Below are 22,811 nucleotides of genomic sequence, written 5' to 3'. Positions count from 1 at the left end.
CCCACCCGCCGCAGCATGTCCGAGCGAAACGAATCCGCCGACCAGCACGAAACCGGGCTGGTCCGGCCTGTGAGCGGAAGAGACCACATCGTGCTGCGTCGGACCTTTCACGTGGTCTTCGGACTGGCACTCATCCTGTACTTCGTTGCAACCGGGCTCTTTCTCGGCTTGCGCTATCTGCTGCTGCCACGTATCGACACGTTCCGCCCGCGCATCGAGGCGATCGTTTCGGAGAAGCTGCACGCGCCATTTACGATCGGCAAGCTCGCGCCTTACTGGAGCGGCTTTCAGCCTGGCGTCGACGTCACCAATCTGGTCATTCGCGATGCGTCGGGCAAACCTGCGCTGACCATTCCGCACGCCACGGCGACGCTGTCCTGGCAATCGTTGTGGCAGTTTCATCCGGCACTCTCGAGTCTGATCGTCGACGAACCGGACGTGCTGGTCGCGCGCGCTGGCGACGGCGTGCTGTCGGTTGCCGGGGTGCCCGTGCCGACCCGGCACAGCGGTAACGACGTGCTGTCCACCTGGCTTTTGCGGCAACAGGCGATCGTCGTGCGCGGCGGCGTGCTGCGCTGGCGCGATGCCCAGCACGATGCGCCGGAACTCGCGTTGCGCGACATCCGCATCGCCATCCTGAACGGCGGCTTCGATCACCGTATGGCATTGCAGGCGCCGGCCGACGGCCAGGTGCTGCGTGGTCCGGTCGATTTCCGCACGCATTTCCGGCACTCGCCGCTCTCCGCGATCGGCAAGCCGGTCAACTGGACCGGTCAGGCTTATGTATCGACTGGCCCGGTCGATTTGCCGGCGCTCGCGCGCTACATCAATTTGCCGATCGAGATGTTCGCCGGCCGCATCGACAACGCAATCTGGCTGGACTTTGCCGATGGCCGGATGAAGTCGGCCGGCGGCCAGCTCAGAGGCGCCGACGTCGCGATGCGGGTGCGCTCGACGCAACCGAAGCTGCTGGTGCCCAACGCGCATTTCTCCTGGCAGGTGGAAAACAAGGACGGCGATTACCAGGTGCAGTTGAAGAACCTGGAAGCCGAACTCGGCCAGCCGCCGCTCGACGACGGCACGCCGCTCGTGCGCACGCTGTCGTTCGAGACGCTGGACGGCCGCTACCGCACCGCCACCCGGGAACACGGCCAGTTGATCAGCGTGAGCGGCGACCGCGTGGACCTCGGCATCCTCGCCGACTTCAGCCGCGCGTTGCCGCTGCCGAGGCGCCTTCTGAACAATCTCGTGCGCTTCAATCCACGCGGGCAAGTGGCCGACTACGTGATCGAAGTGGAGCGCGGCAAGCTGGAGTCGCCACCTCCAGCCGCCGGCGCGAGTGCCGGTGCGGATCGTCAGGCGGCCGCGAGCGAGCCGATCGAGCGCTATCGCTTCAAAGGTCAGCTGCAGGGCATCAGCTTCGCCGCGCAGGAACCGCCGCCCGGACTCACGCCGCTGAATCACCCGCGCGCCGGGATTCCGGGCATCGAGAATTTGTGGGGCAGCGTGGATGCCGACGAAAATCGCGGCAGCGCGTCGTTCGAAACCGCGAACCTTGCCATCACGCTGCCGGGTGTGTTCGACGATCCGCGTCTTAAGCTCGACCGTCTGCATGGCCGCGCCGACTGGACCATCACGCCGAAAGCGCAGGGCGAAACCCACCCCGCTTTCGCCGTGAAGCTGACCGACTTCGGTGTGTCGAACGCGGACGTGGCGGCCACCGCCACCGCGAACTACAGCAACCCGGGCCACGGGCGCGGCTCGCTCGATCTGAAGGCCGACTTCCAGCGCGCGCAGGTGACGCGCATCGCGCGCTATCTGCCGACCAGCATCACCGAGAAGCTGCGTATTTATCTAGGCCACGGCTTGCAGGCCGGCACCTCGCACGGCGCGACGCTCGAGATTCACGGCGACCTGACCAAATTCCCCTACTCGCGCGATCCGTCCGCCGGCGTGTTCCATATCGTCGCGCCGTTCAAGGGCGGCAAGTTCGATCCGTCGCCGTTCCCGCCGCGCCGCATGCGCAACGGCACGCCGAACATCTGGCCGCCGTTCGACGATATCGACGGCGTGTTCGAGCTCAAACAGAATGTGTTGCGCTTCGAGATCGATCGCGCGCATTACAGGCAGGTCGCGCTGACGGGCGTCACCGGCAGGATCGACGACCTCGGTACCAAAGCGTCGAGTCTGATCATCAAGGGCGATGGGCGCGGGCCGCTCGCCGACATGCTCGCCTACGTCAACGACAGTTCGCTCGGCATCATGGCAAAACACCAGACCGAGAAAGTGCGCGCCGAAGGGCCCGCGTCGCTGGCTTTGAAGCTGACCGTGCCGCGTACGCCGATGCCGCATATCGGCGTGGAAGGCGCGGTCGGTTTCCAGAACAATCGTCTGACGGTCGACAACGTGCCGCCGCTCTCGCAACTGAGGGGCAAGGTGCGCTTTACCGAACACACGGCGCAGGTCGACCGGCTCACCGGGCAATTCCTGGGCGGGGACGTGCACGCCGACGGCGGCCTGAAGCAGGACGGCACTTATGCGCTCGATCTCGGCGGCCACATTGCCGTCGATGCCGCGCGTGGCCTCGGCCTGCACGGCCCGGCTAACGAAGTGCTCACGCGCATGAGCGGCACAGCGCCTTATGCGCTGAACGTGCGTGGCGCCAAAGGCCAACTGCCGGAAGTGAGCGCGAACTCCGATCTGACCGGTCTCGCGCTCGACTTCCCGGCCCCCTTTAACAAACCTGTCGGCACGCCGATGCCGCTGCATTTCGCCGTCAGCCCGTCGAAGGACGCCGGCGAAGCGGGACTCGAGCGTGCCGATCTGAACTTCGGCCCGATTGCCGCGACCTATCTGCTGCGCTACGCGCCGAAGACGCCGCCTACCGTCGTGCGCGGCTCGGTCGGCGTCAACAAACCCGCCGATCTGCCGTCGCAAGGTGTAGTCGCCGCCGTCGATCTGGCAGCGTTCGACGCCGATGCCTGGCGCGCGCTCATCACTCAGATGCGGAGTAAGGAAGCGCCCACGCCGGCGCCCGCTGCGACGGCAAGCGCGGCTGCAAGCGCGGCTGCAAGCGCGGCTGCAAGCGCCGCGTCCGCGGTGCCCGCCGGGCCGAACCCTACGGTTGCGCAATTCCTGCCGAGCCGCTTCGCTGTGCACGTCGGCACGTTGACGCTGCTCAAGCGTCACTGGGAGAACGTGGTCGTCGGCGCATCGCAGGCGGACCGCACCTGGCAGGCGAACATCGCGTCGGATCAGGTGTCCGGCCACGTGTCCTGGCTGCCTGGCGCCACGCGCGGGTCGCCGGGCACGCTGCAGGCGCGCTTCGCCCGCGTGGTGATTCCGTCGGTGACGGACAAGGATCTGCTCGGCCAGGCCATCTCGGCACCGGCGCAAAACATGCCGTCCATCGATCTGGTCGTGAACGAACTGATTTTCCGCGATCGCAATATCGGGCGGCTTGAAGTCGACGCGCACAACTTCGACGAAAACGGCGTGCCGGTCTGGCAACTCGACAAGCTCGACATCACCAATCCGGCCGCGAGCCTGACGGCCACGGCCAACTGGCGCACGTCGGTGGACCTCGGCAATACCGCGGACGCCGCCACGCCGCGGCGCACCGTGTTCGATTTCAAGCTGGACATCAAGGACGCCGGCGCCCTGCTCGAACGCTTCGGCCAGCCGCGCACGCTCAAGGCGGGCAGCGGCTCGCTGTCCGGCAAAATGGTGTGGCGCGGCGGCCCGACCGCGATCGATTACCCGACGCTCAACGGCAATCTCGCGGTCGACTTGCGGCACGGACAGATTCTCAAGGTCGATCCGGGCGTCGCCAAGCTGCTCGGCGTGCTCAGCCTGCAAAGTCTCGCGCGTTTCGTCACGCTTAATTTCCGCGATGTGATCGGCGAAGGGCTGCCGTTCGAGAAGGTCAGCGGCACGGCGCAGGTGACCAACGGCATCGGCCGCACGGAAAACTTCCAGATGATCACGGCACCCGCGCGCGCGGCCATGACCGGCTCGGTCGATCTCGCCCAGGAAACTCAGGATCTGCACGTGCAGATCGTGCCGACCGTGAGCGCGGGCGCCGCCGTGATCGCGGCGACGGTGATCAACCCGTTGATCGGACTGGGCGCGCTGGTCGCGGATCTGGCGTTGAGCAAGTCGGTCTCGCATGCGTTCGCGCGGGAATACGCGATTACCGGCGCGTGGTCGAAACCGCACGTCGAGCGGGTCAAGGGCGATCGCGGTAAGATGGGCGCTCCGGCTTCGACCGTGGAAGCGAACTGATCCCACGGCCTGTCACGAGCTGCCCACGCAGCCTCAGCCGCCGGAATCAGCCAGCCTTGAACGACGTCCGCGGCGCACGCAGTTCGCGCCGCTCTGCCGGGAGTTTTTCGAAACGCTCATGAGCGAAACACACGTCTCTTCAGTCCCAGCCGCCGCGGCGCCCAGCGCTTTCTCCGAGAGCCTGTTTCGCGTCGCCGCACTCCAGATGGTGAGCACGCCCGATCGCGAGCGCAATCTCGCGGAAGCCGGACGTCTGATTGCCGAAGCCGCCGCCGATGGCGCGCAACTCGTCTTGCTCCCCGAATACTTCTGCTTCATGGGTTTCAAGGATACGGACAAGCTCGCGATTCGCGAGCCGTATCGGGACGGCCCGATCCAGCGCTTCCTGGCGGATGCCGCGCGCCGCCACAAGATCTGGGTGATCGGCGGCACGCTGCCGCTGACCGCGCCGGAAGACTCGCGCGTGCTGAACACCACGCTGGTGTTCGATCCGCAAGGCACGGAAGTGGCGCGCTACGACAAGATCCATCTGTTCAACTTCGAGAAAGGCAGCGAATCGTTCGACGAGGCGCGCACCATCTGTCCCGGCGGCGAAGTGCGCACGTTCGCCGCGCCGTTCGGGCAGGTCGGCTTGTCGGTCTGCTACGATTTGCGCTTTCCCGAGCTGTACCGGCGTATGGGCGATTGCGCGCTGATCGTGGTGCCTTCGGCGTTCACCTATACCACCGGCCGCGCGCACTGGGAGATGCTGCTGCGCGCCCGTGCGGTCGAAAACCAGTGTTACGTGCTCGCCGCGGCGCAGGGCGGCAAGCATGAAAACGGCCGCCGGACCTGGGGGCACAGCATGCTGATCGACCCGTGGGGCGAAATCGTCGCGGTGCGCGACGAAGGCGCCGGCGTGGTGGCCGGCAATCTCGACCGGGCGCGTATCGACGAAGTGCGGCAGAGTCTGCCCGCCTGGCGTCATCGCGTGCTTGCATGACGTCCAGCACACGAGGCTTGCCTCGGCACCCTCCCTGCACCGGAATCCACCTCACCCAACGCGACATTGAAAGCGCGGCACTCACCACTCACATAGTGGACGTGGCGCTAACCGAATCCTTCGTCTCGAGCAGAACATACTCCGCATGAACATCATCGAACCCGGTATCCGTAATCTCGCCACCGCCAAGGACATTCTCCTGACGCCCTACGGTCTCGACGAATCGCTTCTCACGCGCACGCTCGCCGAAATCTTCACGCACAAGGTCGACTATGCGGACCTGTACTTCCAGTACACGCGCAGCGAAGCGTGGAGTCTGGAAGAAGGCATCGTGAAGTCCGGCAGCTTCAGCATCGACCAGGGCGTCGGCGTGCGCGCCGTCGCGGGCGACCGCACGGCTTTCGCGTATTCGGACGATCTCTCGCCCGAAGCGATCCGTCAGGCCGCCATCGCCACGCGCGCGATCGCCAAGGTCGGCGGCGGCAAGCAGAAAATCAAGGTGGCCTCGTCGCTGACCGGCATTGCCGGGCGCGATCTGTATCTGCCGTCCGATCCGCTGCATTCGCTCGACGCGACCGCCAAGGTCAAGCTGCTCGAGCGCGTCGAACAGATGGCGCGCGGCCGCGATCCGCGCATCCAGCAGGTGATGGCCGGCCTCGCCGGCGAGTACGACGTGGTGCTGGTGGCGCGCAGCGACGGCGGCTTCGCGGCGGACATCCGCCCGCTGGTGCGCGTGTCGGTCACGGTCATCGCCGAACAGAACGGCCGTCGCGAGATCGGCAGCGGCGGTGGCGGCGGCCGCTTCGACTACGGCTATTTCACCGACGAAGTGTTGTCGCGCTATGTCGACGACGCGGTTCAGGCCGCGCTGGTCAACCTCGACGCACGGCCGGCGCCGGCCGGCGCGATGACCGTCGTGCTCGGCCCGGGCTGGCCCGGCGTGCTGCTGCACGAAGCGATCGGCCATGGTCTGGAGGGTGACTTCAACCGCAAGGGTTCGTCGGCGTTCGCAGGACGGATCGGCGAGCAGGTGGCGGCCAAAGGCGTCACCGTGGTCGACGACGGCACGCTGCCGAACCGTCGCGGCTCACTCAATATCGACGACGAAGGCAATCCGACGCAGTGCACGACACTGATCGAGGACGGCATTCTGAAGGGCTACATCCAGGACACGCTGAACGCGCGGCTGATGAAAATGCCGGTGACCGGCAACGCGCGCCGCGAGTCGTACGCCGCGCTGCCGATGCCGCGCATGACCAACACCTACATGCTCAACGGTGACAAGGACCCGCAGGAAATCATCGAATCGGTAAAGAACGGTTTGTACGCGGTGAATTTCGGCGGCGGTCAGGTGGACATTACGAACGGCAAGTTCGTGTTCTCGGCTTCCGAGGCGTACATGATCGAGAACGGCAAGGTCACGTACCCGGTGAAGGGGGCGACGCTGGTCGGAAGTGGCCCGGAATCGCTCAAGTTCGTCAGCATGATCGGTAACGACATGAAGCTCGATTCGGGCGTGGGCGTCTGCGGCAAGGAAGGCCAGAGCGTGCCGGTGGGTGTCGGCCAGCCGACGCTGCGCATCGACCGCATGACAGTTGGGGGCACGGCTTAAAGACGGCGGCTTGACCGCATACTTCGTGCATGAGATGCGCGAAGTATGCGGGCTTCCCGCATTTTTAAGCGTTACAGCTTGCCAGCCGCGCTTGCCCGGGTTATAAAGTCACTCACCTTTTTCGACCAGCACACCATTTCGCCATGTCCGCCAAGTTTTACTTTTACTTTTTTTGGCATCTCAGACCGCTGGCGGATCGAGAGGGGTGTTAGTGCACGCAAGACACCAGAATTCACGAAAAACCGCCAGCCAGCCTGGCGGTTTTTTTTCGCCTCATGCCTTTGAAACTTTGCCTTCGAACTTTTAATTGCCGTCCGTCGCGTCCGTCGTCGTCCCGCTGGGTGATCGCCATGCGATCCCAGCCTTCGGAAGCGACGCGGACAGGCTGAAAACCCGACTCAGGAGAACCCGCATGCCCCCGCACAACACCGACGATGTCCGTATCCGCGAATTGAAAGAACTCACGCCGCCCGCCCATCTGATCCGCGAGTTCGCCTGCGACGAACGGGTTTCCGACGTGATCTACAACTCGCGCAACGCGATGCACCGGATTCTGCATGGCATGGAAGACCGGCTGATCGTCATCATCGGGCCGTGTTCGATTCACGATACGAAGGCCGCCATGGAATACGCCGGCCGGCTGATCGAGCAGCGCAAACGCTTCGCGGGCGAACTGGAAATCGTGATGCGCGTGTACTTCGAAAAACCGCGCACGACCGTGGGCTGGAAAGGGCTCATCAACGATCCGCACATGGACAACAGCTTCAAGATCAACGACGGGCTGCGCACCGCGCGCGAATTGCTGCTGCGTATCAACGAACTCGGTTTGCCGGCCGGCACCGAATACCTCGACATGATCAGCCCGCAGTACATCGCCGACCTGATCTCGTGGGGGGCGATCGGCGCGCGCACGACCGAGTCGCAGGTGCATCGCGAACTGGCTTCGGGACTGTCGTGCCCGGTCGGCTTCAAGAACGGCACGGACGGCAACGTGAAGATTGCCGTCGACGCCATCAAGGCCGCTTCGCAGCCGCATCATTTCCTGTCGGTCACCAAGGGCGGCCATTCGGCCATCGTGTCGACCGCCGGCAACGAGGACTGCCACATCATCCTGCGCGGCGGGAAGACGCCGAACTACGACGCGGACAGTGTCAATGCCGCCTGCGCGGATATCGGCAAGGCCGGTCTCGCCGCACGTCTGATGATCGACGCGAGCCACGCGAACAGTTCGAAGAAACACGAGAACCAGATTCCGGTGTGCGCCGACATCGGCCGCCAGATTGCTTCGGGCGACGAACGAATTGTCGGCGTGATGGTGGAGTCGCATCTGGTCGCCGGCCGTCAGGACCTGCAGGAAGGCTGTGCGCTGACCTACGGCCAGAGCATCACGGACGCGTGCATCGGCTGGGACGAAAGCATTGCCGTGCTGGAAGGTCTCGCCGATTCGGTCAAGCAACGACGGGTCGCGCGCGGCAGCGGCAACTGATCTGAATTCAATCGATTGCGCCGGCGGTTCCGGCAACGTTAAAGCCCGGCTCGCAGCCGGGCTTTTTTTTCGTTAGCCGAACGGACGAATGGTGCGCCGCGCGGCGTCTCTGTACCGTATCACCTTGTTGCCGGACTCGAAACGCGTCGGAAGTGCGCTTGACGAGGTAGGGAGGCCGGTATAATATTTTGTACAAAAGGGCGGCTATGGAGCAGGAAAAAGAAATCCGCTGGATGGGTTCCAGCTATCGCGATTTGCTCGCCTTTCCCGAAACGCCGCGCCGTCGCGCGGGATTTCAACTCAGCAAGATTCAGGCAGGACTCGACCCTGACAACTGGAAGCCGTTCGACTCGATCGGCGCCGGTACGCGCGAAATTCGCATCAAGGAAGCCGACGGTATTTATCGCGTCATCTACGTGACCAAATTCGTCGAAGCGTTCTACGTGCTGCATTGCTTCCAGAAGAAAACGCAGAAGCTGCCGGCGCACGACAGACTCATCGCCGAAACACGGTACCGCGCTATTCGCGACATTCGCGACATTCGCCTTCATCACGAAGATTCGCGGCATCACTAACGAGAGGAAGACTTAACAAAATGCCGACCGATACCCGCATCAGTCATATCAGCAAACCCGGTTCGAATCTGTTCATCGAACTCGGCTTTTCCGCTGCCGAAGCGAAGCGCCTTTACGCGGCCTCGCAAAAACAGATCAACGACACGAAGCTGCTCAAGGAGCAACTCATGACTGAACTGTCCACGTGGATCGAGCAGCATCATCTGAAGCAGGCGGAGGCCGCGGAAATTCTCATGGTGTCGCGCCCGCGCGTATCCGACGTAGTCAACAAGAAAACGACCAAGTTCACTATCGACACACTGGTCGAAATGATGAGCCGGATCGGCAAGCCGGTCAGGCTGGCAATCGGTTGAGCGGATTTGTCAGGAAGCGGGTTTATTCAGCCGCCACGGTCATGTCGCCACAACACGTCCGAGCCGCCATCCACGCGGTTGAGCACACGAGCAAGAACGAACAGCAGGTCGGACAAGCGATTCACGTACTGCCGTGGCGCGGGGTTAATGGTTTCATCCTCGCCGAGTGCCACGATCGACCGTTCGGCTCGCCGGCACACTGTCCGGCAAACATGCGCAAGCGCTGCCGCCCGTGAACCGCCGGGCAAAATGAATTCCTTGAGCGGCGGCAAGCTGGCGTTGTGGTCTGCGAGCCAGTCGTCGAGGCGACCGAGGTGCGCATCGGTAATCATCGTGTGGCCGGGAATGCAGAGTTCGCCGCCGAGGTCGAACAAATCGTGCTGAATGGCCAGTAGCGCTGTGCGCACCGGTTCGGGCAAAGACTCGCACAGCAGCACGCCGAGGTTCGAATTGAGTTCGTCCACGTCGCCAATCGCGGCAATTCGCGCGCTGTCCTTGCGCACGCGGCGGCCGTCGCCGAGGCCGGTGGTGCCGTCGTCGCCGGTACGGGTGGCGATCTTGCTCAGGCGGTTGCCCATGGTGTCGTCCTTGTTCAGTCGATGCGCGCGTGTAGAGCGCAGGAATGGGTCGTGAGAATGGTGGTGGAAGAACTGCGGTTCGAACGACGGGGCCCGGATTTGCCGGCCCTGAGCGGCCCCCCGCGTTTATCCATATTGCGCGCCTCATCGGGTCGCAGCCATTATAGGAGCGCGAGCCGGCCTCGACGTCGGCTGACAGGCGATCGGCGTAAAATGTAGCGTTTACTGCAAAGCGGCCGGCATCAAGCCTTTACGCCACTCGCTGCGCCTTTCACTGCGCCTTATATGTCAGGAGACATACGTGAATCATCCCGTGCCGCCGGCCTCGTTGCGCCGGCCGTTCCCCGCCGAATTGCTGAGCCTGCTCAAAGCCGCTTTCGGTGAACGTGCCTCGGTCGCCGAATCCGTGCGCACTCACCACGGCCGCGACGAATCGCCGTTCGACCCCCAGTTGCCCGACGCCGTCGTGTACGCCCGCACGACTGAAGACGTGCAAACCATCGTCAAACTCTGTGGCCAGTTCGACGTGCCCATCATCCCGTACGGCAACGGCTCGTCGCTGGAAGGCCACCTGCTCGCCGTGCAGGGCGGCGTGTCCATCGACCTGTCGGAAATGAACCGCGTGTTGTCGATCAACGCGGAAGACCTGACGGTTACCGTGGAACCCGGCATCTCCCGCAAGCAGTTGAACGAAGCCCTGCGCGACACCGGCCTGTTCTTCCCCATCGACCCGGGCGCGGATGCGAGCATCGGCGGGATGACGGCCACGCGCGCGTCGGGCACCAATGCCGTGCGCTACGGCACGATGCGCGAAAACGTGCTCGGCCTGACCGTCGTGCAAGCCGACGGTCGAGTGATCAAAACCGGCTCGCGGGCGCGCAAGTCGTCAGCGGGTTATGACCTGACGCGTCTGTTCGTCGGCTCCGAAGGTACGCTCGGCGTGATCACCGAGATTACCGTGCGTCTGTATCCGCAGCCCGAAGCCGTTTCGGCCGCGGTCTGCACGTTTCCGTCGATGGGCAACGCGGTTCGCGCCGTCATCGAAACCATCCAGATGGGTACGCCTATTGCCCGCGTCGAGTTCGTCAGCGCGCTGGCAATCCGCGCGATCAACCGTCATTCCAACCTCACGCTGCGCGAAGCGCCCACGCTGTTCTTCGAATTTCACGGCACCGAAGCCGGCGTGAAAGAGCAGGCCGAACTGGTTCAGGACATTGCCACGCAGAATGCCGGCGAAGGTTTCGAATGGGCGAGCCGTCCCGAAGACCGCAGCCGCCTGTGGAATGCACGGCACAACGCGTACTTCGCCGCGCTGCAACTGAAGCCCGGTTGCCGCGCGGTCACCACCGACGTTTGCGTGCCCATCTCGCGTCTGGCCGAATGCGTCGAGGAAACCGAGCAGGACCTGAACGCTTCGTCGTTGCCCTGCCCGATCGTCGGCCACGTCGGCGACGGCAACTTCCACGTGCTGATCCTGCTCGACCCGAACAAGCCCGAAGAAATGGTCGAGGCCGAACGCCTGAACCATCGCATCGTGCAACGCGCGCTGCGCATGGACGGCACCTGTACCGGCGAGCACGGCGTCGGTTTGCACAAGATGGGTTTTCTGCTCGAAGAACACGGCGAAGCCGCCGTCGACATGATGCGCTCGATCAAGCACGCGCTCGACCCGCGCAATCTGATGAACCCGGGCAAGATTTTCAGCTGGGCGGCGTGAAGTAACGGCGAGGAAGCGGCGAAGTCACGGCGAAGTAGCGGCAAAAGTCGCACCAGAATCCGTCGCGCCCCACCGGCACTACGTCACCGGCAAAACCCGGGCGAGAGACACGAGGAGACGAATCACATGAACGCACCCGCCGAACTGACGGCCGACGTGCTCGCCCAGCGCCAGCGCGAAGTCGTGCAGGCGTTGATGGCCGTGTTGCCCACGCACTGTTTGCTGCATCGGGAAGAAGACACGGTCGCGTACGAATGCGACGGCCTCGCCGCTTACCGGCGCTTGCCGCTCGCCGTCGCATTGCCCGAAACGGAAGCGCAGGTGCAGCGCATCGTGCAGATCTGCCAGCGTCTCAGTGTGCCCATCGTGCCGCGTGGCGCAGGCACCGGCCTGTCGGGCGGCGCCATGCCGATCCGTCACGGCGTAGTGGTGTCGCTGGCGCGTTTTCGCAAGATCGTCGAGGTCGATCCCTACGCGCGAACCGCCACCGTGCAACCCGGCGTTCGCAATCTGTCGATCTCTGAAGCCGCGGCCCCCTATGGGCTGTACTACGCGCCGGACCCTTCCTCGCAGATCGCCTGCACGATCGGCGGCAATGTGTCGGAGAACTCCGGCGGCGTCCACTGTCTCAAGTACGGGCTCACCGTGCATAACGTGCTGCGCGTGCGCGCGGTGACCATGGAGGGCGAGGTCGTCGAATTCGGCTCGCTCGCGCCGGATGCGCCCGGGCTCGATCTGCTGGCGGTGCTGATCGGCAGCGAAGGCATGTTCGCCATCGTCACCGAAGTCACCGTGAAACTGATCCCCAAGCCGCAAACTGCGCAGGTCATCATGGCAAGTTTCGACGATGTCGTGAAAGGCGGCGAAGCGGTCGCCGGCATCATCGCGGCCGGCATCATTCCGGCGGGTCTGGAGATGATGGACAAGCCGGCAACCCGCGCCGTCGAAGAATTCGTCAAGGCTGGCTACGACCTCGACGCGGCCGCCATTCTGCTGTGCGAATCCGACGGCACGCACGACGAGGTCGCCGACGAGATCGTCCGCATGACCGCGGTATTGCGCGAACAGGGCGCGACCCGTATCCAGATTTCGCGCTCCGAAAGCGAGCGGCTGCGCTTCTGGTCGGGCCGCAAGAATGCGTTCCCGGCGGCCGGCCGCATTTCGCCGGATTACTACTGCATGGACGGCACCGTGCCGCGCCGCAGTATCGGTCCGCTGCTCGCGCGGATCGAAGTCATGGAAAAGAAATACGGGCTGCGCTGCATCAACGTGTTCCATGCCGGCGACGGCAATATGCACCCGCTCATTCTGTTCAACGGTAACGACCGCGACGAGTGGCATCGGGCCGAAGCATTCGGCTCCGACATCCTCGAAGCCTGCGTCGAACTGGGCGGGACGGTGACCGGCGAACACGGCGTCGGCATCGAAAAGATCAACTCGATGTGCGTGCAGTTCTCGCCCGAAGAACGCGACGCGTTCCACGCGGTCAAGCGCGCCTTCGACGCACCGGGCCTGTTGAACCCCGACAAGGGCATCCCCACCCGCGCACGCTGTGCGGAGTACGGCAAGATGCATGTGCGCGGCGGCTTGCTGCCTCACCCCGACCTGCCGCGCTTCTGACACAGGCCTGCGCGCCACGCATCGCGCATAGCCCGCTGATGAGCGGGTGCGCGGCTCTGCGAGTGCCCGGCTACACGGCTCCACGAGGCCGGTCACCCTGATTACCCGATGCGGGTCCGAGCCTGGTTACCGGCCGGGCCCCGCCCGGTACAATCAAACGCAAATACGACGAAGCAGGACACCATGGAAGAGGACGACATCGTCGCCGTTTGGTCCGAACGCGTGCGTTCGGCCAGCGCCGAAGGACGCGCGTTGCGCATTCGTGGCGGCGGGACGAAAGACTGGTACGGCCAGACGCTCGAAGGCGAGATTCTCGACACCCGCGCGCATCGCGGCATCGTCGCTTACGACCCGGCCGAACTCGTCATCACCGCGCGCGCCGGCACGCCTCTCATCGAGATCGAGGCGGCGCTCGCCGAGCACGATCAGATGCTGGCCTTCGAGCCGCCCCACTTCGGTCTGCAAGCCACGTTCGGCGGCTGCATCGCCGCCGGCCTCGCCGGTCCGCGCCGCCCCGCGGCCGGCGCCGCGCGCGACTTCGTGCTGGGCGCGGTCATCATGAACGGCCAAGGCCAGACGCTGCACTTCGGCGGTCAGGTGGTGAAGAACGTCGCCGGTTATGACGTCTCGCGTTTGCTGGCCGGTTCGCTCGGCACGCTCGGGCTGATCCTCGAACTATCCGTCAAGGTCATGCCGCTGCCGCAGGCGGAAACCACGCTTAAATTCGACATGAACGGCACCGACGCGGTCCGCAAGCTCAATGAATGGGGCGGCCGGCCCTTGCCGATTACCGCCAGCGCATGGCGTCACGGCACGCTGGCGGTACGCCTCGCCGGGGCGGAAAGCGCGGTGAAATCCGCGCGTGCCGCGCTTGGCGGCGAGGTGGTCGACGCGGTCGAGGCGGAACGTTTCTGGGCGGGTCTGCGCGAACAGACCGATCCGTTCTTCACCGCGATTCCGCCGAAATCGGCGCTGTGGCGTCTCGCGCTGCCCTCCATCACGGAGCCGCTGCCCTTGCCTGGCGCGCAACTCATGGAATGGGGCGGCGGCCAGCGCTGGTGGATCACCGACGCCGATCCGCAAACCGTGCGCATCAGCGCGAAACAGGCCGGCGGCCATGCGACGATTTTTCGCAGCGGCCACGGCTACGATCGCAGCGCCGGCGTATTCACGCCACTCCCCACGCCGTTGATGAAAATTCATCGCGGCCTGAAGACTGCCTTCGACCCGGCCCGCGTGTTCAATCGCGGCCGCCTCTACCCCGACTTCTGAGCGACGCGATGCAAACCAACCTCGCGGACTTCATACGCAACACGCCCGATGGCGACGAAGCCGAAGCCATCCTGCGCAATTGCGTGCATTGCGGTTTCTGCACCGCGACGTGCCCGACCTATCAACTGCTCGGCGACGAACTGGACGGCCCGCGCGGCCGTATCTACCTGATCAAGCAGATGGTCGAAGGCGCGCCCGTCACGCGTTCCACCCAGGTTCACCTGGATCGCTGCCTGACCTGCCGCAATTGCGAAACCACCTGCCCGTCCGGCGTGCAATACGGGCGCCTGGTGGAAATCGGCCGCAAGATCGCCGAGGAAAAAGTCACGCGTCCGCTCAGACAACGGCTGGTGCGGCGCATGCTCGCGAGCTTCGTGCCGAACAGCGCGCTGTTTTCGCCGGCCATGCGGCTCGGCCAGCGCATTCGCCCCTTGCTGCCGAAGAAACTGCGAGACAAGGTGCCCGCGCGCCAGCGTCCGCTCGAATGGCCGAGCGCGAAACATCCCCGCAAGATGCTGATGCTGGCAGGCTGCGTGCAACCGTCGATGATGCCGAACGTGAATATCGCCACCGCGCGGGTGCTCGACGCGCTCGGCGTGGAAACCGTGGTCGCGCCCGAAGCCGGCTGTTGCGGCGCGATCCGGCTGCATCTCGGCTACAACGACGAGGCGCTCGACGACCTGCGCGCCAACATCGACGCATGGTGGCCGTATATCGAGCAGGGCGTCGAAGCGATCGTGATGAACGCGTCCGGTTGCGGCGCCACGGTCAAGGAGTACGCGCATCTGCTGCGTCACGATCCGGCGTATGCCGAGAAGGCGCGCCGCGTCGTGGCGTTGACGCGCGACATCGCCGAAATCCTGCCGCAGTTCGAAGAAGCGCTGGTCGCCATCACGCGACGTCGTGCCATTCATACGGTCGCGTTTCATCCGCCGTGCACGCTGCAACACGGTCAGCAGGTGCGCGGCACGGTCGAACAGTTGCTGGGCGCGCTCGGCCTCGATGTGCGACTGCCCGCCGACAGTCATCTGTGCTGCGGCTCGGCCGGCACGTATTCGCTCACGCAGCCGAGGCTCTCGTATGCACTGCGCGATCAGAAGCTGACCCGCTTGCAGGCGCAGGAGCCGCAGATCATCGTGTCGGCCAACGTGGGCTGCATTTCGCATCTGCAAAGCGGAACCACGACGCCGGTCGCGCACTGGATAGAACTGGTGGAGCACATGCTGGCGGCATGAGCGCGCGAGCGGCGGCGGCGTCCGTATAATCGGGTGCATCGCTTTCGCTGGACTTCCGGTTCCGCTCTCATGCCCGATCTGATTCATCACCTCGCAGCGGTGCAGCAACGCATCGCCACCGCCGCGAACGCCGCCGGTCGCGACCCGCGTTCCATCACGCTGCTCGCGGTCTCCAAAACCTTTCCCGCTGAAGACGTGCGCGAAGCTCATGCCGCCGGTCAAGGCGCATTCGGCGAAAACTACGTGCAGGAATCGCTCGCCAAAATCGAAGCGCTGGCCGACCTGCGCGATTCGATCGAGTGGCATTTCATCGGGCCGTTGCAATCGAACAAGACGCGCCCGGTCGCCGAACGATTCGACTGGGTGCATTCCGTCGATCGCCTGAAAATCGCGCAGCGGCTTTCCGAACAGCGCCCGGACCACCTGCCGCCGTTGAATGTCTGCCTGCAGGTCAACATCAGCGGTGAAGCGTCGAAGAGCGGCGTGAGCGTGCCGGAGGCGGTCGAAGTCGCGCAACAGATCGCCGCGCTGCCGAGGCTGCAACTTCGCGGGCTCATGGCGATTCCCGAAGCGGCCGGCAGCGTCGACGAACAACGTGTGCCGCACCGTCATTTGCGCGAACTGTTCGAGCGTCTTTGCAACGACGGCCTCGAACTCGATACGCTTTCCATGGGCATGTCGAGCGACCTCGAAGCCGCCGTGCTGGAAGGCGCGACGATCGTGCGCATCGGCACCGCGATTTTCGGCGCGCGAGATTACTCCCACTGACATTCCCAACTGATCCGCTCGCGCCCGTTCGGGGCGCGCCAGCGGGACCACACTCGAAACCATCATGAAAATTGCTTTTATCGGCGGCGGCAATATGGCCGCGGCGTTGATCGGCGGTCTCATCAAGCGCGGCGTCGCGCCCGCCGATCTGTACACGATCGATCCCAATGACGATGCGCGCGAGCGCAACGAGCGGCACTTCGGTATTCGCACTGCCGCGTCGGCCGACGCCGCGCTCGCGTCCTACGACGCGGTCGTGCTCGCGGTGAAACCGCAGGTGTTGAAAAGCGTCGCCGAAGCGCTCGCGCCGCATCTGCAGGCGTCGCAACTGGTGATCAGCATCGTCGCGGGTATCCGCATGCAGGACATCTCGCGCTGGCTCGGCGGTCACGCGCAGATCGTTCGGGTCATGCCGAACACGCCTGCGCTGATCGGCATGGGCGTGACCGGACTCGTGGCCACGGCCGACGTCGACGAAGCCGGTCACGAACTGGCATCGCAGGTATTGGGCGCGGTGGGCGAGACTGTCTGGGTCGACGGCGAAACCAAAATCGACGCCGTGACCGCGATTTCGGGCAGCGGTCCGGCCTACGTGTTCTATTTCATCGAAGCGTTGCAGGAAGCCGCGCGCCAACTCGGTCTGGACGAAGCGCAAGGCCGCGCGCTGGCAGTAGCGACCTTCACGGGCGCGGCGCAACTGGCCGCGAATTCCGACGAAGCGCCGGGCGTGTTGCGCGAGCGGGTGACCTCGAAGGGCGGCACGACGGCGGCGGCGCTGGCCTCGTTCGAAGCGAGCGGGATCAAGGAAGCCATCGTGCGCGGCGCGCTCGCCGCCGATGCGCGTGCGAAGGAAATGGGCGACGAAATCGGCAAGCAGTAAGCCGCCTGGCGGCGGCGTCCGGCGGCGTTAAATCAGAACGTCAGAACGACGCCGCCGCGTAATGCGCGGCGATGCCGGCAAACAGCGCGCCGCCCAGCCAGTTGTTATGGCGGAACGCTGCGAAGCAGGCCATCCGCTCGCGATGGCGGATCAGCGTGTAGTGATAGATCGCGCAGCCCGCGGCGCCCGCCCATCCCAGCCAGTACAGCACGCCGTAGCCGAGCAGCACGCCGATTCCCACGTAGATTCCCAGCGTCACCGCATAGCACAGCATGATCGCAGCCACGTCGAACCGGCCGAACGTCAGCGCCGAAGTGCGGATGCCGATCTTGATATCGTCGTCGCGATCGACCATCGCGTATTCCGTGTCGTACGCGACCGACCAGAACACGTTGGCCAGCAACATCACCCAGGCGAGCATGGGCACGTGGTTCTGGATCGCGGCGAAAGCCATCGGAATGCCGAAGCCGAACGCGATGCCGAGGTAAGCCTGCGGAATTGCGAAGAAGCGCTTGGTGAACGGATAAGAGCCGGCGACGAACAACGCCGCCACGGACAGCTCCTTGGTCAACGCGTTCAGCGGCAGGATCAGCAGAAAGGCCAGCAACGCGAGGCCCGCTGCCAGCGCCACCGCTTCCCATGCCTTGACCTTGCCCGACGTGATCGGCCGGTTTTCCGTGCGCTTCACGTAGCGATCGAAATCGCGATCGGCGTAGTCGTTGATCGCGCAACCCGCCGAGCGCATCAACACCGTGCCGATGGTGAAGATCACCAGCAACGGCCACGACGGGTGACCGTCGGACGCGATCCACAAGGCGTTGAGCGTCGGCCACAGCAGCAACAGGCTGCCGATCGGCTTGTCCATGCGCACGAGGCGCAGATACAGGGGAAGTCGGGCGAACATGGGCAAATTCGGGGAGTGCTTGAACGGTGCCGACATTTTACGGGATGCCCTGTCCAGGCCATCGCGAATCCGCACCGGAAAAAACAAAGCCTCCGCGAGGGAGGCTTTGTCGGGGTGTCGTGTCTGGCGAGGCGCTGCTTAGGCCAGCATCGAGCGCAACATCCACGCGGTCTTTTCGTGAATCTGCATGCGCTGCGTGAGCAGGTCGGCGGTCGGCTCGTCGTTGGCGGCTTCCGTCGACGGGAAGATCGCACGCGCAGTACGCACCACGGCTTCCTGACCTTCCACCAGTTGGCGGATCATTTCTTCCGCGGCCGGCACACCGTCCGCTTCGGGAATCGACGAGAGCTTCGCGAAATCGCGGTAGCTGCCCGGCGCGTGAACGCCCAGTGCGCGGATGCGTTCAGCGATCGAATCGACCGCGAGCGCCAGCTCGTTGTACTGCGTCTCGAACATCAGATGCAACGTGTTGAACATCGGACCCGTGACGTTCCAGTGAAAATTATGGGTCTTCAGGTACAGCGTGTACGTGTCGGCGAGCAGACGCGACAGGCCGTCTGCGATCTTCTTGCGATCTTTGTCGCTGATCCCGATATTCACATGCGGTGCGGCTTCTTTCTTGGCCATGATGACTCCTTTGAAGAGTGATACGAACCGGTCGGCAAGGTCATGGTTTGCACCGTGCAAACCCGCCACTTTTGAACGCCCGACAGTTTAGCCTGGAAAGCGCGCGCGCTCGTGCCCCGGCGCCTTGACGGGAGGCACTTCGCGTACGTTACGACCCGGCGTGGCGACTCATCCGCCGAGCGCGTGCTGAACGGCTTGCGCAGCGATCACCGCGAGTCCGCTCGTGAGGATCGCGAAGCCGACGACCTTGCGCATCATCGCGGCCTGCTGGTGTTGCACGGCACGTGCGGCCGTTGCGCTCTTCGATCCACCCTCCACTGCGACTGCCTTCATCATCCGGATCATGATCCTGCTCCCTCGATTCGTATCGTTGCGGGGCGCCGTTGCGCCCCGCTTGACTGCATTGGCTAAATTGGCTAAACGCCTGACTTCCTGTTGCGCTCGGCCAGGTCGGCGAGCGCGGCGATGACGCCTTCGGCGTAAGCCGGATCGGCGCGGCGGAAATGCTCGATCTGACGCGCGACGATCTCGTGCGGCACGCCGTCGATGTGACGGGCAATGTTGCCGAACAGCCGCTCGCGCTCTGCCGCATCGAACAGCGCAAACAGCATACCTGGCTGCGTGTAGTAGTCGTCGTCGGCGCGATGGTCGTAGCGGTCCACCGTGCCGGCCGCGAGCGGCGGTTCGGCCGCGTTGGCGTCCTGAGCGAAGTCGCCGAAACGGTTCGGCTCGTAGTTCACCGTGCCGCCGAGGTTGCCGTCCGCGCGCATCGCGCCGTCGCGATGGAACGAACGCGGGTTCGGCACGCGCGTTGCATTCACCGGGATCTGATGATGATTGACGCCCAACCGGTAGCGTTGCGTGTCGCCGTACGAGAACAGACGCCCTTGCAACAGCCGGTCCGGCGAGAAGCCGATACCCGGCACCACGTTAGCCGGCGTGAACGCGGCCTGTTCCACTTCCGCGAAATAGTTGGCCGCGTTGCGGTTCAACTCGATCGTGCCGACGTCGATCAGCGGATAGTCCTTCTGCGACCACACCTTCGTGATGTCGAACGGATTGAAACGATACGCGGCCGCTTCCGCTTCCGGCATCACCTGAATGGCGAAGCGCCATTGCGGGAAATTGCCGTTGTCGATGTTCGTGACCAGATCGCGCTGTGCGCTTTCGCGGTCTTGCGCCACGACTTGCGCGGCTTCGGCATCGGTAAAGTTCTGAATGCCTTGCATCGACTTGAAGTGGAACTTCACCCAGAAGCGTTCGTTGTTCGCGTTGATGAACGAGTATGTGTGCGAACCGAAACCGTGCATCTGACGGTAATTCTGCGGAATGCCGCGGTCGCTCATCAGAATGGTGACCTGATGCAGCGATTCGGGGTGACGCGACCAGAAGTCCCATGCCGCGACGTTGCTGCGCATGTTGGTGTACGGGTCGCGTTTTTGCGTGTGAATGAAATCGGGAAACTTCAGCGGATCGCGGATGAAGAACACCGGCGTGTTGTTGCCCACCACGTCCCAGTTACCTTCTTCCGTGTAGAACTTGATCGAGAAGCCGCGCACGTCGCGTTCCGCATCGGCTGCGCCGCGCTCGCCGGCGACCGTTGAAAAACGCATGAACAGCGGCGTTTCGCTGCCAACCTGCGCGAACACTTTCGCCTTCGTATAGCGGGAGATGTCATGCGTGACCTTCAACGTGCCGAACGCGCCCGACCCTTTGGCATGCACACGGCGCTCGGGAATCACTTCGCGATCGAAGTGCGCGAGTTTTTCGAGCAGCCACACGTCTTGCAATACGACCGGGCCGCGAACGCCCGCGGTCATCGAATTCTGGTTATCGGCGACCGGTGCGCCGGCGGCATTGGTGAGTTTCTGTTCGGACATGCGTAACTCCAGGTGAGTTTTTTCTTCGGAAGCGGAAAGGGGTGGAGCGGCGCGGGGATGGCTGACGCCTCAAGCGGACAAGGCCCGGTCGACCAGTAGGGAGAAGGCGACCGTGCGAAGGCGTTGGAGCGTCGATGCGGCAGCCGTCGAAATGGGCTGGGCGACGGAATGCGTTTGCGGGTTGGTCATGCTGTCCTCCGGGTCTGTCGGATCGGGCGATCCATGGAGGCGACTATAACAATACTATCGAATAACCGCGTTTGATTAATTTTATCTATTCGATAGAGGCCGCCGCGATGGGCGGCCTTTTTCCGGCGGATGCGGCGGATGCGGCGGATGGGTCTAGCTGATTGCGACGGGCAGATCGAGTTTTTTGACGCCGGGTAAATCGCAGGCGTTGATGGCGTCGCTGATTGCTTCGATGGCGGGCATGCGGGTGAAGCTTTTGCGCCAGGCGAGCACGACGCGGCGATCGGGGACGGGGTCGTCGAATGCGACGTAGCTGAGCAGTCCTGAGTCGATGCCACCGGCGTGCGGCTTGACCTCGTGCACGGACATGCGTGGCAGGACGGTGATACCGACGCCGCTGGCGACCATGTGGCGGATGGTTTCCAGCGACGAGCCTTCGAAGGTTTTCTGAATGCCGTCGGCGTTTTGGGAGAAGCGCATGAGTTCGGGGCAGACGCCGAGGACGTGATCGCGGAAGCAGTGGCCGCTGCCTAGCAGCAGCATGGTTTCCTGCTTGAGGTCTTCGGCGTCGATTTTCGGGCGGTTTTCCCAGGCGTGGCCGGACGGCAGCGCGACGACGAACGGTTCGTCGTAGAGCGGGCGTTGCATGAGGCCGGTTTCGGGGAATGGGAGGGCCATGATGGCGACATCGATTTCGCCTTGCTTGAGGAGTTCGATCAGTTTGACCGTGTAGTTTTCCTGGAGCATGAGGGGCATCTGCGGGACGCGCTTGATCATCTGTTTGACTAGCGTGGGGAGCAGATACGGTCCGATGGTGTAGATGACGCCGAGGCGTAGCGGTCCGACTAGCGGATCTTTGCCTTGTTTGGCGATTTCCTTGATGGCGAGGGTCTGTTCGAGGACGCGTTGGGCTTGGGTGACGATCTGTTCGCCGATTGGCGTGACGCTGACTTCGCTGGTGCCGCGTTCGAAGATCTGCACGTTGAGTTCGTCTTCGAGCTTTTTGATTGCGACCGACAGGGTTGGCTGGCTGACGAAACAGGCTTCGGCGGCCCGGCCGAAGTGGCGCTCGCGGGCGACCGCGACGATGTATTTCAATTCGGTGAGCGTCATTGGGGGACCAATCAGTGCTGTGAATTCGATAGGTTCTAGTTATACACCCGATGGGGTCAATTCGACAATGGCACCTGGCGGTGCGGGTTGGGTTTGGCGTTGCACTGGGGTTTTTTTGGCCTTTTTGGCCTCTCCTTGTTGTGTTAGTGGTCTATTAGCGTTCCCCCTGTGCGGGGGGGCACCTACTTTTCTTTGCCGCCGCAAAGAAAAGTAGGCAAAAGAAAGCGGCTCACACCGCTAATTCTTAAGCGGGTCCCGCGGCATTTCATTGGTAGTGGTGCATCTGGAATCCGGTCCCCCGCGCATTACGCGCCCGTGACAAAGCACTCATCAGCTCCCACTCCGCACTGCGTGCGTCGCGGATGGGTAAACGACGGAAGGCAAAAAAAACCGAGGGTTCCAAGAACGACCCGGGGGCGCGCGAAGCGCCGCCGGAAGAATGACTGCTGTGTCACGAACGTGGAATGTGCGGGAGCACGGATTCCAGATGTACCACTACCAGAAACCGCGCGTGGTGCCCGCTTAATGGTTAGCGGTTTGAGCCCGCTTTCTTTTGCCTACTTTTCTTTGCGGCGGCCGGTGTGTGTCAAGGTAGTTGTCGCATGAACCGTTACGCCACCTGCTGATACATTCGGGCTGAGGCGAGGGCGCGCTCCGGATTCAGATAGACCACGTCTTCCAGATGCCAGTTACGGATGGCTCCTGACCAGCGCATCGGATTCTGCAGGCGTGCGCT

The 22,811-nt window shown here is 63.8% G+C and carries 18 protein-coding genes; 12 read left to right on the top strand and 6 right to left on the bottom strand.

Going from position 1 to position 22,811, the window contains the following annotated elements:
* Positions 1 to 15 precede the first annotated feature (15 nt).
* The 6 genes from FQ746_RS14855 to FQ746_RS14825 all read left to right on the top strand — a co-directional run bounded on the left by FQ746_RS14855 (position 16) and on the right by FQ746_RS14825 (position 9,292).
* The gene (locus FQ746_RS14855; protein WP_144110127.1) at positions 16 to 4,284 is read left to right on the top strand and encodes a YhdP family protein; all 4,269 of its coding nucleotides are present in this window, start codon (positions 16 to 18) and stop codon (positions 4,282 to 4,284) included.
* Positions 4,285 to 4,402: 118 nt separating this feature from the next.
* The gene (locus FQ746_RS14850; protein WP_144110126.1) at positions 4,403 to 5,266 is read left to right on the top strand and encodes a carbon-nitrogen hydrolase family protein; all 864 of its coding nucleotides are present in this window, start codon (positions 4,403 to 4,405) and stop codon (positions 5,264 to 5,266) included.
* Between the two features lie 145 nt (positions 5,267 to 5,411).
* Positions 5,412 to 6,878: a metalloprotease TldD gene (gene tldD, locus FQ746_RS14845; RefSeq protein WP_144110125.1), complete on the top strand. Its 1,467-nt coding sequence runs from the start codon at positions 5,412 to 5,414 to the stop codon at positions 6,876 to 6,878.
* A gap of 412 nt (positions 6,879 to 7,290) precedes the next feature.
* Positions 7,291 to 8,364 (top strand): 3-deoxy-7-phosphoheptulonate synthase AroG, encoded by a 1,074-nt coding sequence (gene aroG, locus FQ746_RS14835; protein ID WP_144110124.1) that lies wholly within the window; start codon positions 7,291 to 7,293, stop codon positions 8,362 to 8,364.
* 206 nt (positions 8,365 to 8,570) lie between these two features.
* On the top strand, positions 8,571 to 8,939 hold the full coding sequence (locus FQ746_RS14830) for a type II toxin-antitoxin system RelE/ParE family toxin (protein ID WP_144110123.1): 369 nt from the start codon (positions 8,571 to 8,573) through the stop codon (positions 8,937 to 8,939).
* 20 nt (positions 8,940 to 8,959) lie between these two features.
* Positions 8,960 to 9,292, top strand: coding sequence for a helix-turn-helix domain-containing protein (locus FQ746_RS14825; RefSeq protein ID WP_144110122.1), 333 nt, complete (start codon positions 8,960 to 8,962; stop codon positions 9,290 to 9,292).
* A 26-nt stretch (positions 9,293 to 9,318) separates the two neighbouring features.
* Here the strand turns inward: FQ746_RS14825 and FQ746_RS14820 are convergent, their stop codons facing one another.
* A complete protein-coding gene (locus FQ746_RS14820; protein WP_144110121.1) occupies positions 9,319 to 9,870 on the bottom strand; it encodes a cob(I)yrinic acid a,c-diamide adenosyltransferase in 552 nt (183 codons plus the stop codon).
* Positions 9,871 to 10,171: 301 nt separating this feature from the next.
* Between FQ746_RS14820 and FQ746_RS14815 the strand changes: the two genes are divergently transcribed.
* The 6 genes from FQ746_RS14815 to proC all read left to right on the top strand — a co-directional run bounded on the left by FQ746_RS14815 (position 10,172) and on the right by proC (position 17,362).
* Positions 10,172 to 11,587, top strand: a complete 1,416-nt coding sequence (locus tag FQ746_RS14815; protein ID WP_144110120.1) for an FAD-linked oxidase C-terminal domain-containing protein — start codon at positions 10,172 to 10,174, stop codon at positions 11,585 to 11,587.
* A gap of 126 nt (positions 11,588 to 11,713) precedes the next feature.
* Positions 11,714 to 13,207: an FAD-linked oxidase C-terminal domain-containing protein gene (locus FQ746_RS14810; protein WP_144110119.1), complete on the top strand. Its 1,494-nt coding sequence runs from the start codon at positions 11,714 to 11,716 to the stop codon at positions 13,205 to 13,207.
* 183 nt (positions 13,208 to 13,390) lie between these two features.
* On the top strand, positions 13,391 to 14,479 hold the full coding sequence (gene glcE, locus FQ746_RS14805; RefSeq protein ID WP_144110118.1) for a glycolate oxidase subunit GlcE: 1,089 nt from the start codon (positions 13,391 to 13,393) through the stop codon (positions 14,477 to 14,479).
* A gap of 8 nt (positions 14,480 to 14,487) precedes the next feature.
* Entirely contained in the window at positions 14,488 to 15,714 is a 1,227-nt protein-coding gene (gene glcF / locus FQ746_RS14800; protein WP_144110117.1) for a glycolate oxidase subunit GlcF, read from the top strand.
* A 69-nt stretch (positions 15,715 to 15,783) separates the two neighbouring features.
* The gene (locus FQ746_RS14795) at positions 15,784 to 16,482 is read left to right on the top strand and encodes a YggS family pyridoxal phosphate-dependent enzyme (RefSeq protein ID WP_144110116.1); all 699 of its coding nucleotides are present in this window, start codon (positions 15,784 to 15,786) and stop codon (positions 16,480 to 16,482) included.
* Positions 16,483 to 16,546: 64 nt separating this feature from the next.
* Positions 16,547 to 17,362 (top strand): pyrroline-5-carboxylate reductase, encoded by an 816-nt coding sequence (proC, locus tag FQ746_RS14790; protein ID WP_144110115.1) that lies wholly within the window; start codon positions 16,547 to 16,549, stop codon positions 17,360 to 17,362.
* Between the two features lie 40 nt (positions 17,363 to 17,402).
* Here proC and ubiA read toward each other — a convergent pair whose 3' ends face one another.
* From ubiA to FQ746_RS14770, 5 genes are all read right to left on the bottom strand, one after another.
* Positions 17,403 to 18,266: a 4-hydroxybenzoate octaprenyltransferase gene (gene ubiA / locus FQ746_RS14785; protein WP_144110114.1), complete on the bottom strand. Its 864-nt coding sequence runs from the start codon at positions 18,264 to 18,266 to the stop codon at positions 17,403 to 17,405.
* A gap of 138 nt (positions 18,267 to 18,404) precedes the next feature.
* Entirely contained in the window at positions 18,405 to 18,893 is a 489-nt protein-coding gene (locus FQ746_RS14780) for a Dps family protein (RefSeq protein WP_144110113.1), read from the bottom strand.
* Positions 18,894 to 19,061: 168 nt separating this feature from the next.
* The gene (locus FQ746_RS34795) at positions 19,062 to 19,238 is read right to left on the bottom strand and encodes a hypothetical protein (RefSeq protein WP_186310740.1); all 177 of its coding nucleotides are present in this window, start codon (positions 19,236 to 19,238) and stop codon (positions 19,062 to 19,064) included.
* A gap of 71 nt (positions 19,239 to 19,309) precedes the next feature.
* Positions 19,310 to 20,773 (bottom strand): catalase, encoded by a 1,464-nt coding sequence (locus tag FQ746_RS14775; RefSeq protein ID WP_144110112.1) that lies wholly within the window; start codon positions 20,771 to 20,773, stop codon positions 19,310 to 19,312.
* A gap of 342 nt (positions 20,774 to 21,115) precedes the next feature.
* On the bottom strand, positions 21,116 to 22,075 hold the full coding sequence (locus tag FQ746_RS14770; RefSeq protein ID WP_144110111.1) for a hydrogen peroxide-inducible genes activator: 960 nt from the start codon (positions 22,073 to 22,075) through the stop codon (positions 21,116 to 21,118).
* Between the last annotated feature and the right edge of the window lie 736 nt (positions 22,076 to 22,811).

The organism is Paraburkholderia sp. BCC1886 (assembly GCF_900996245.1).
Lineage (GTDB): Bacteria > Pseudomonadota > Gammaproteobacteria > Burkholderiales > Burkholderiaceae > Paraburkholderia.
The sequence above is the reverse complement of the archived record's forward strand: the minus strand, read 5'-3'. Positions and strand labels throughout refer to the sequence as shown.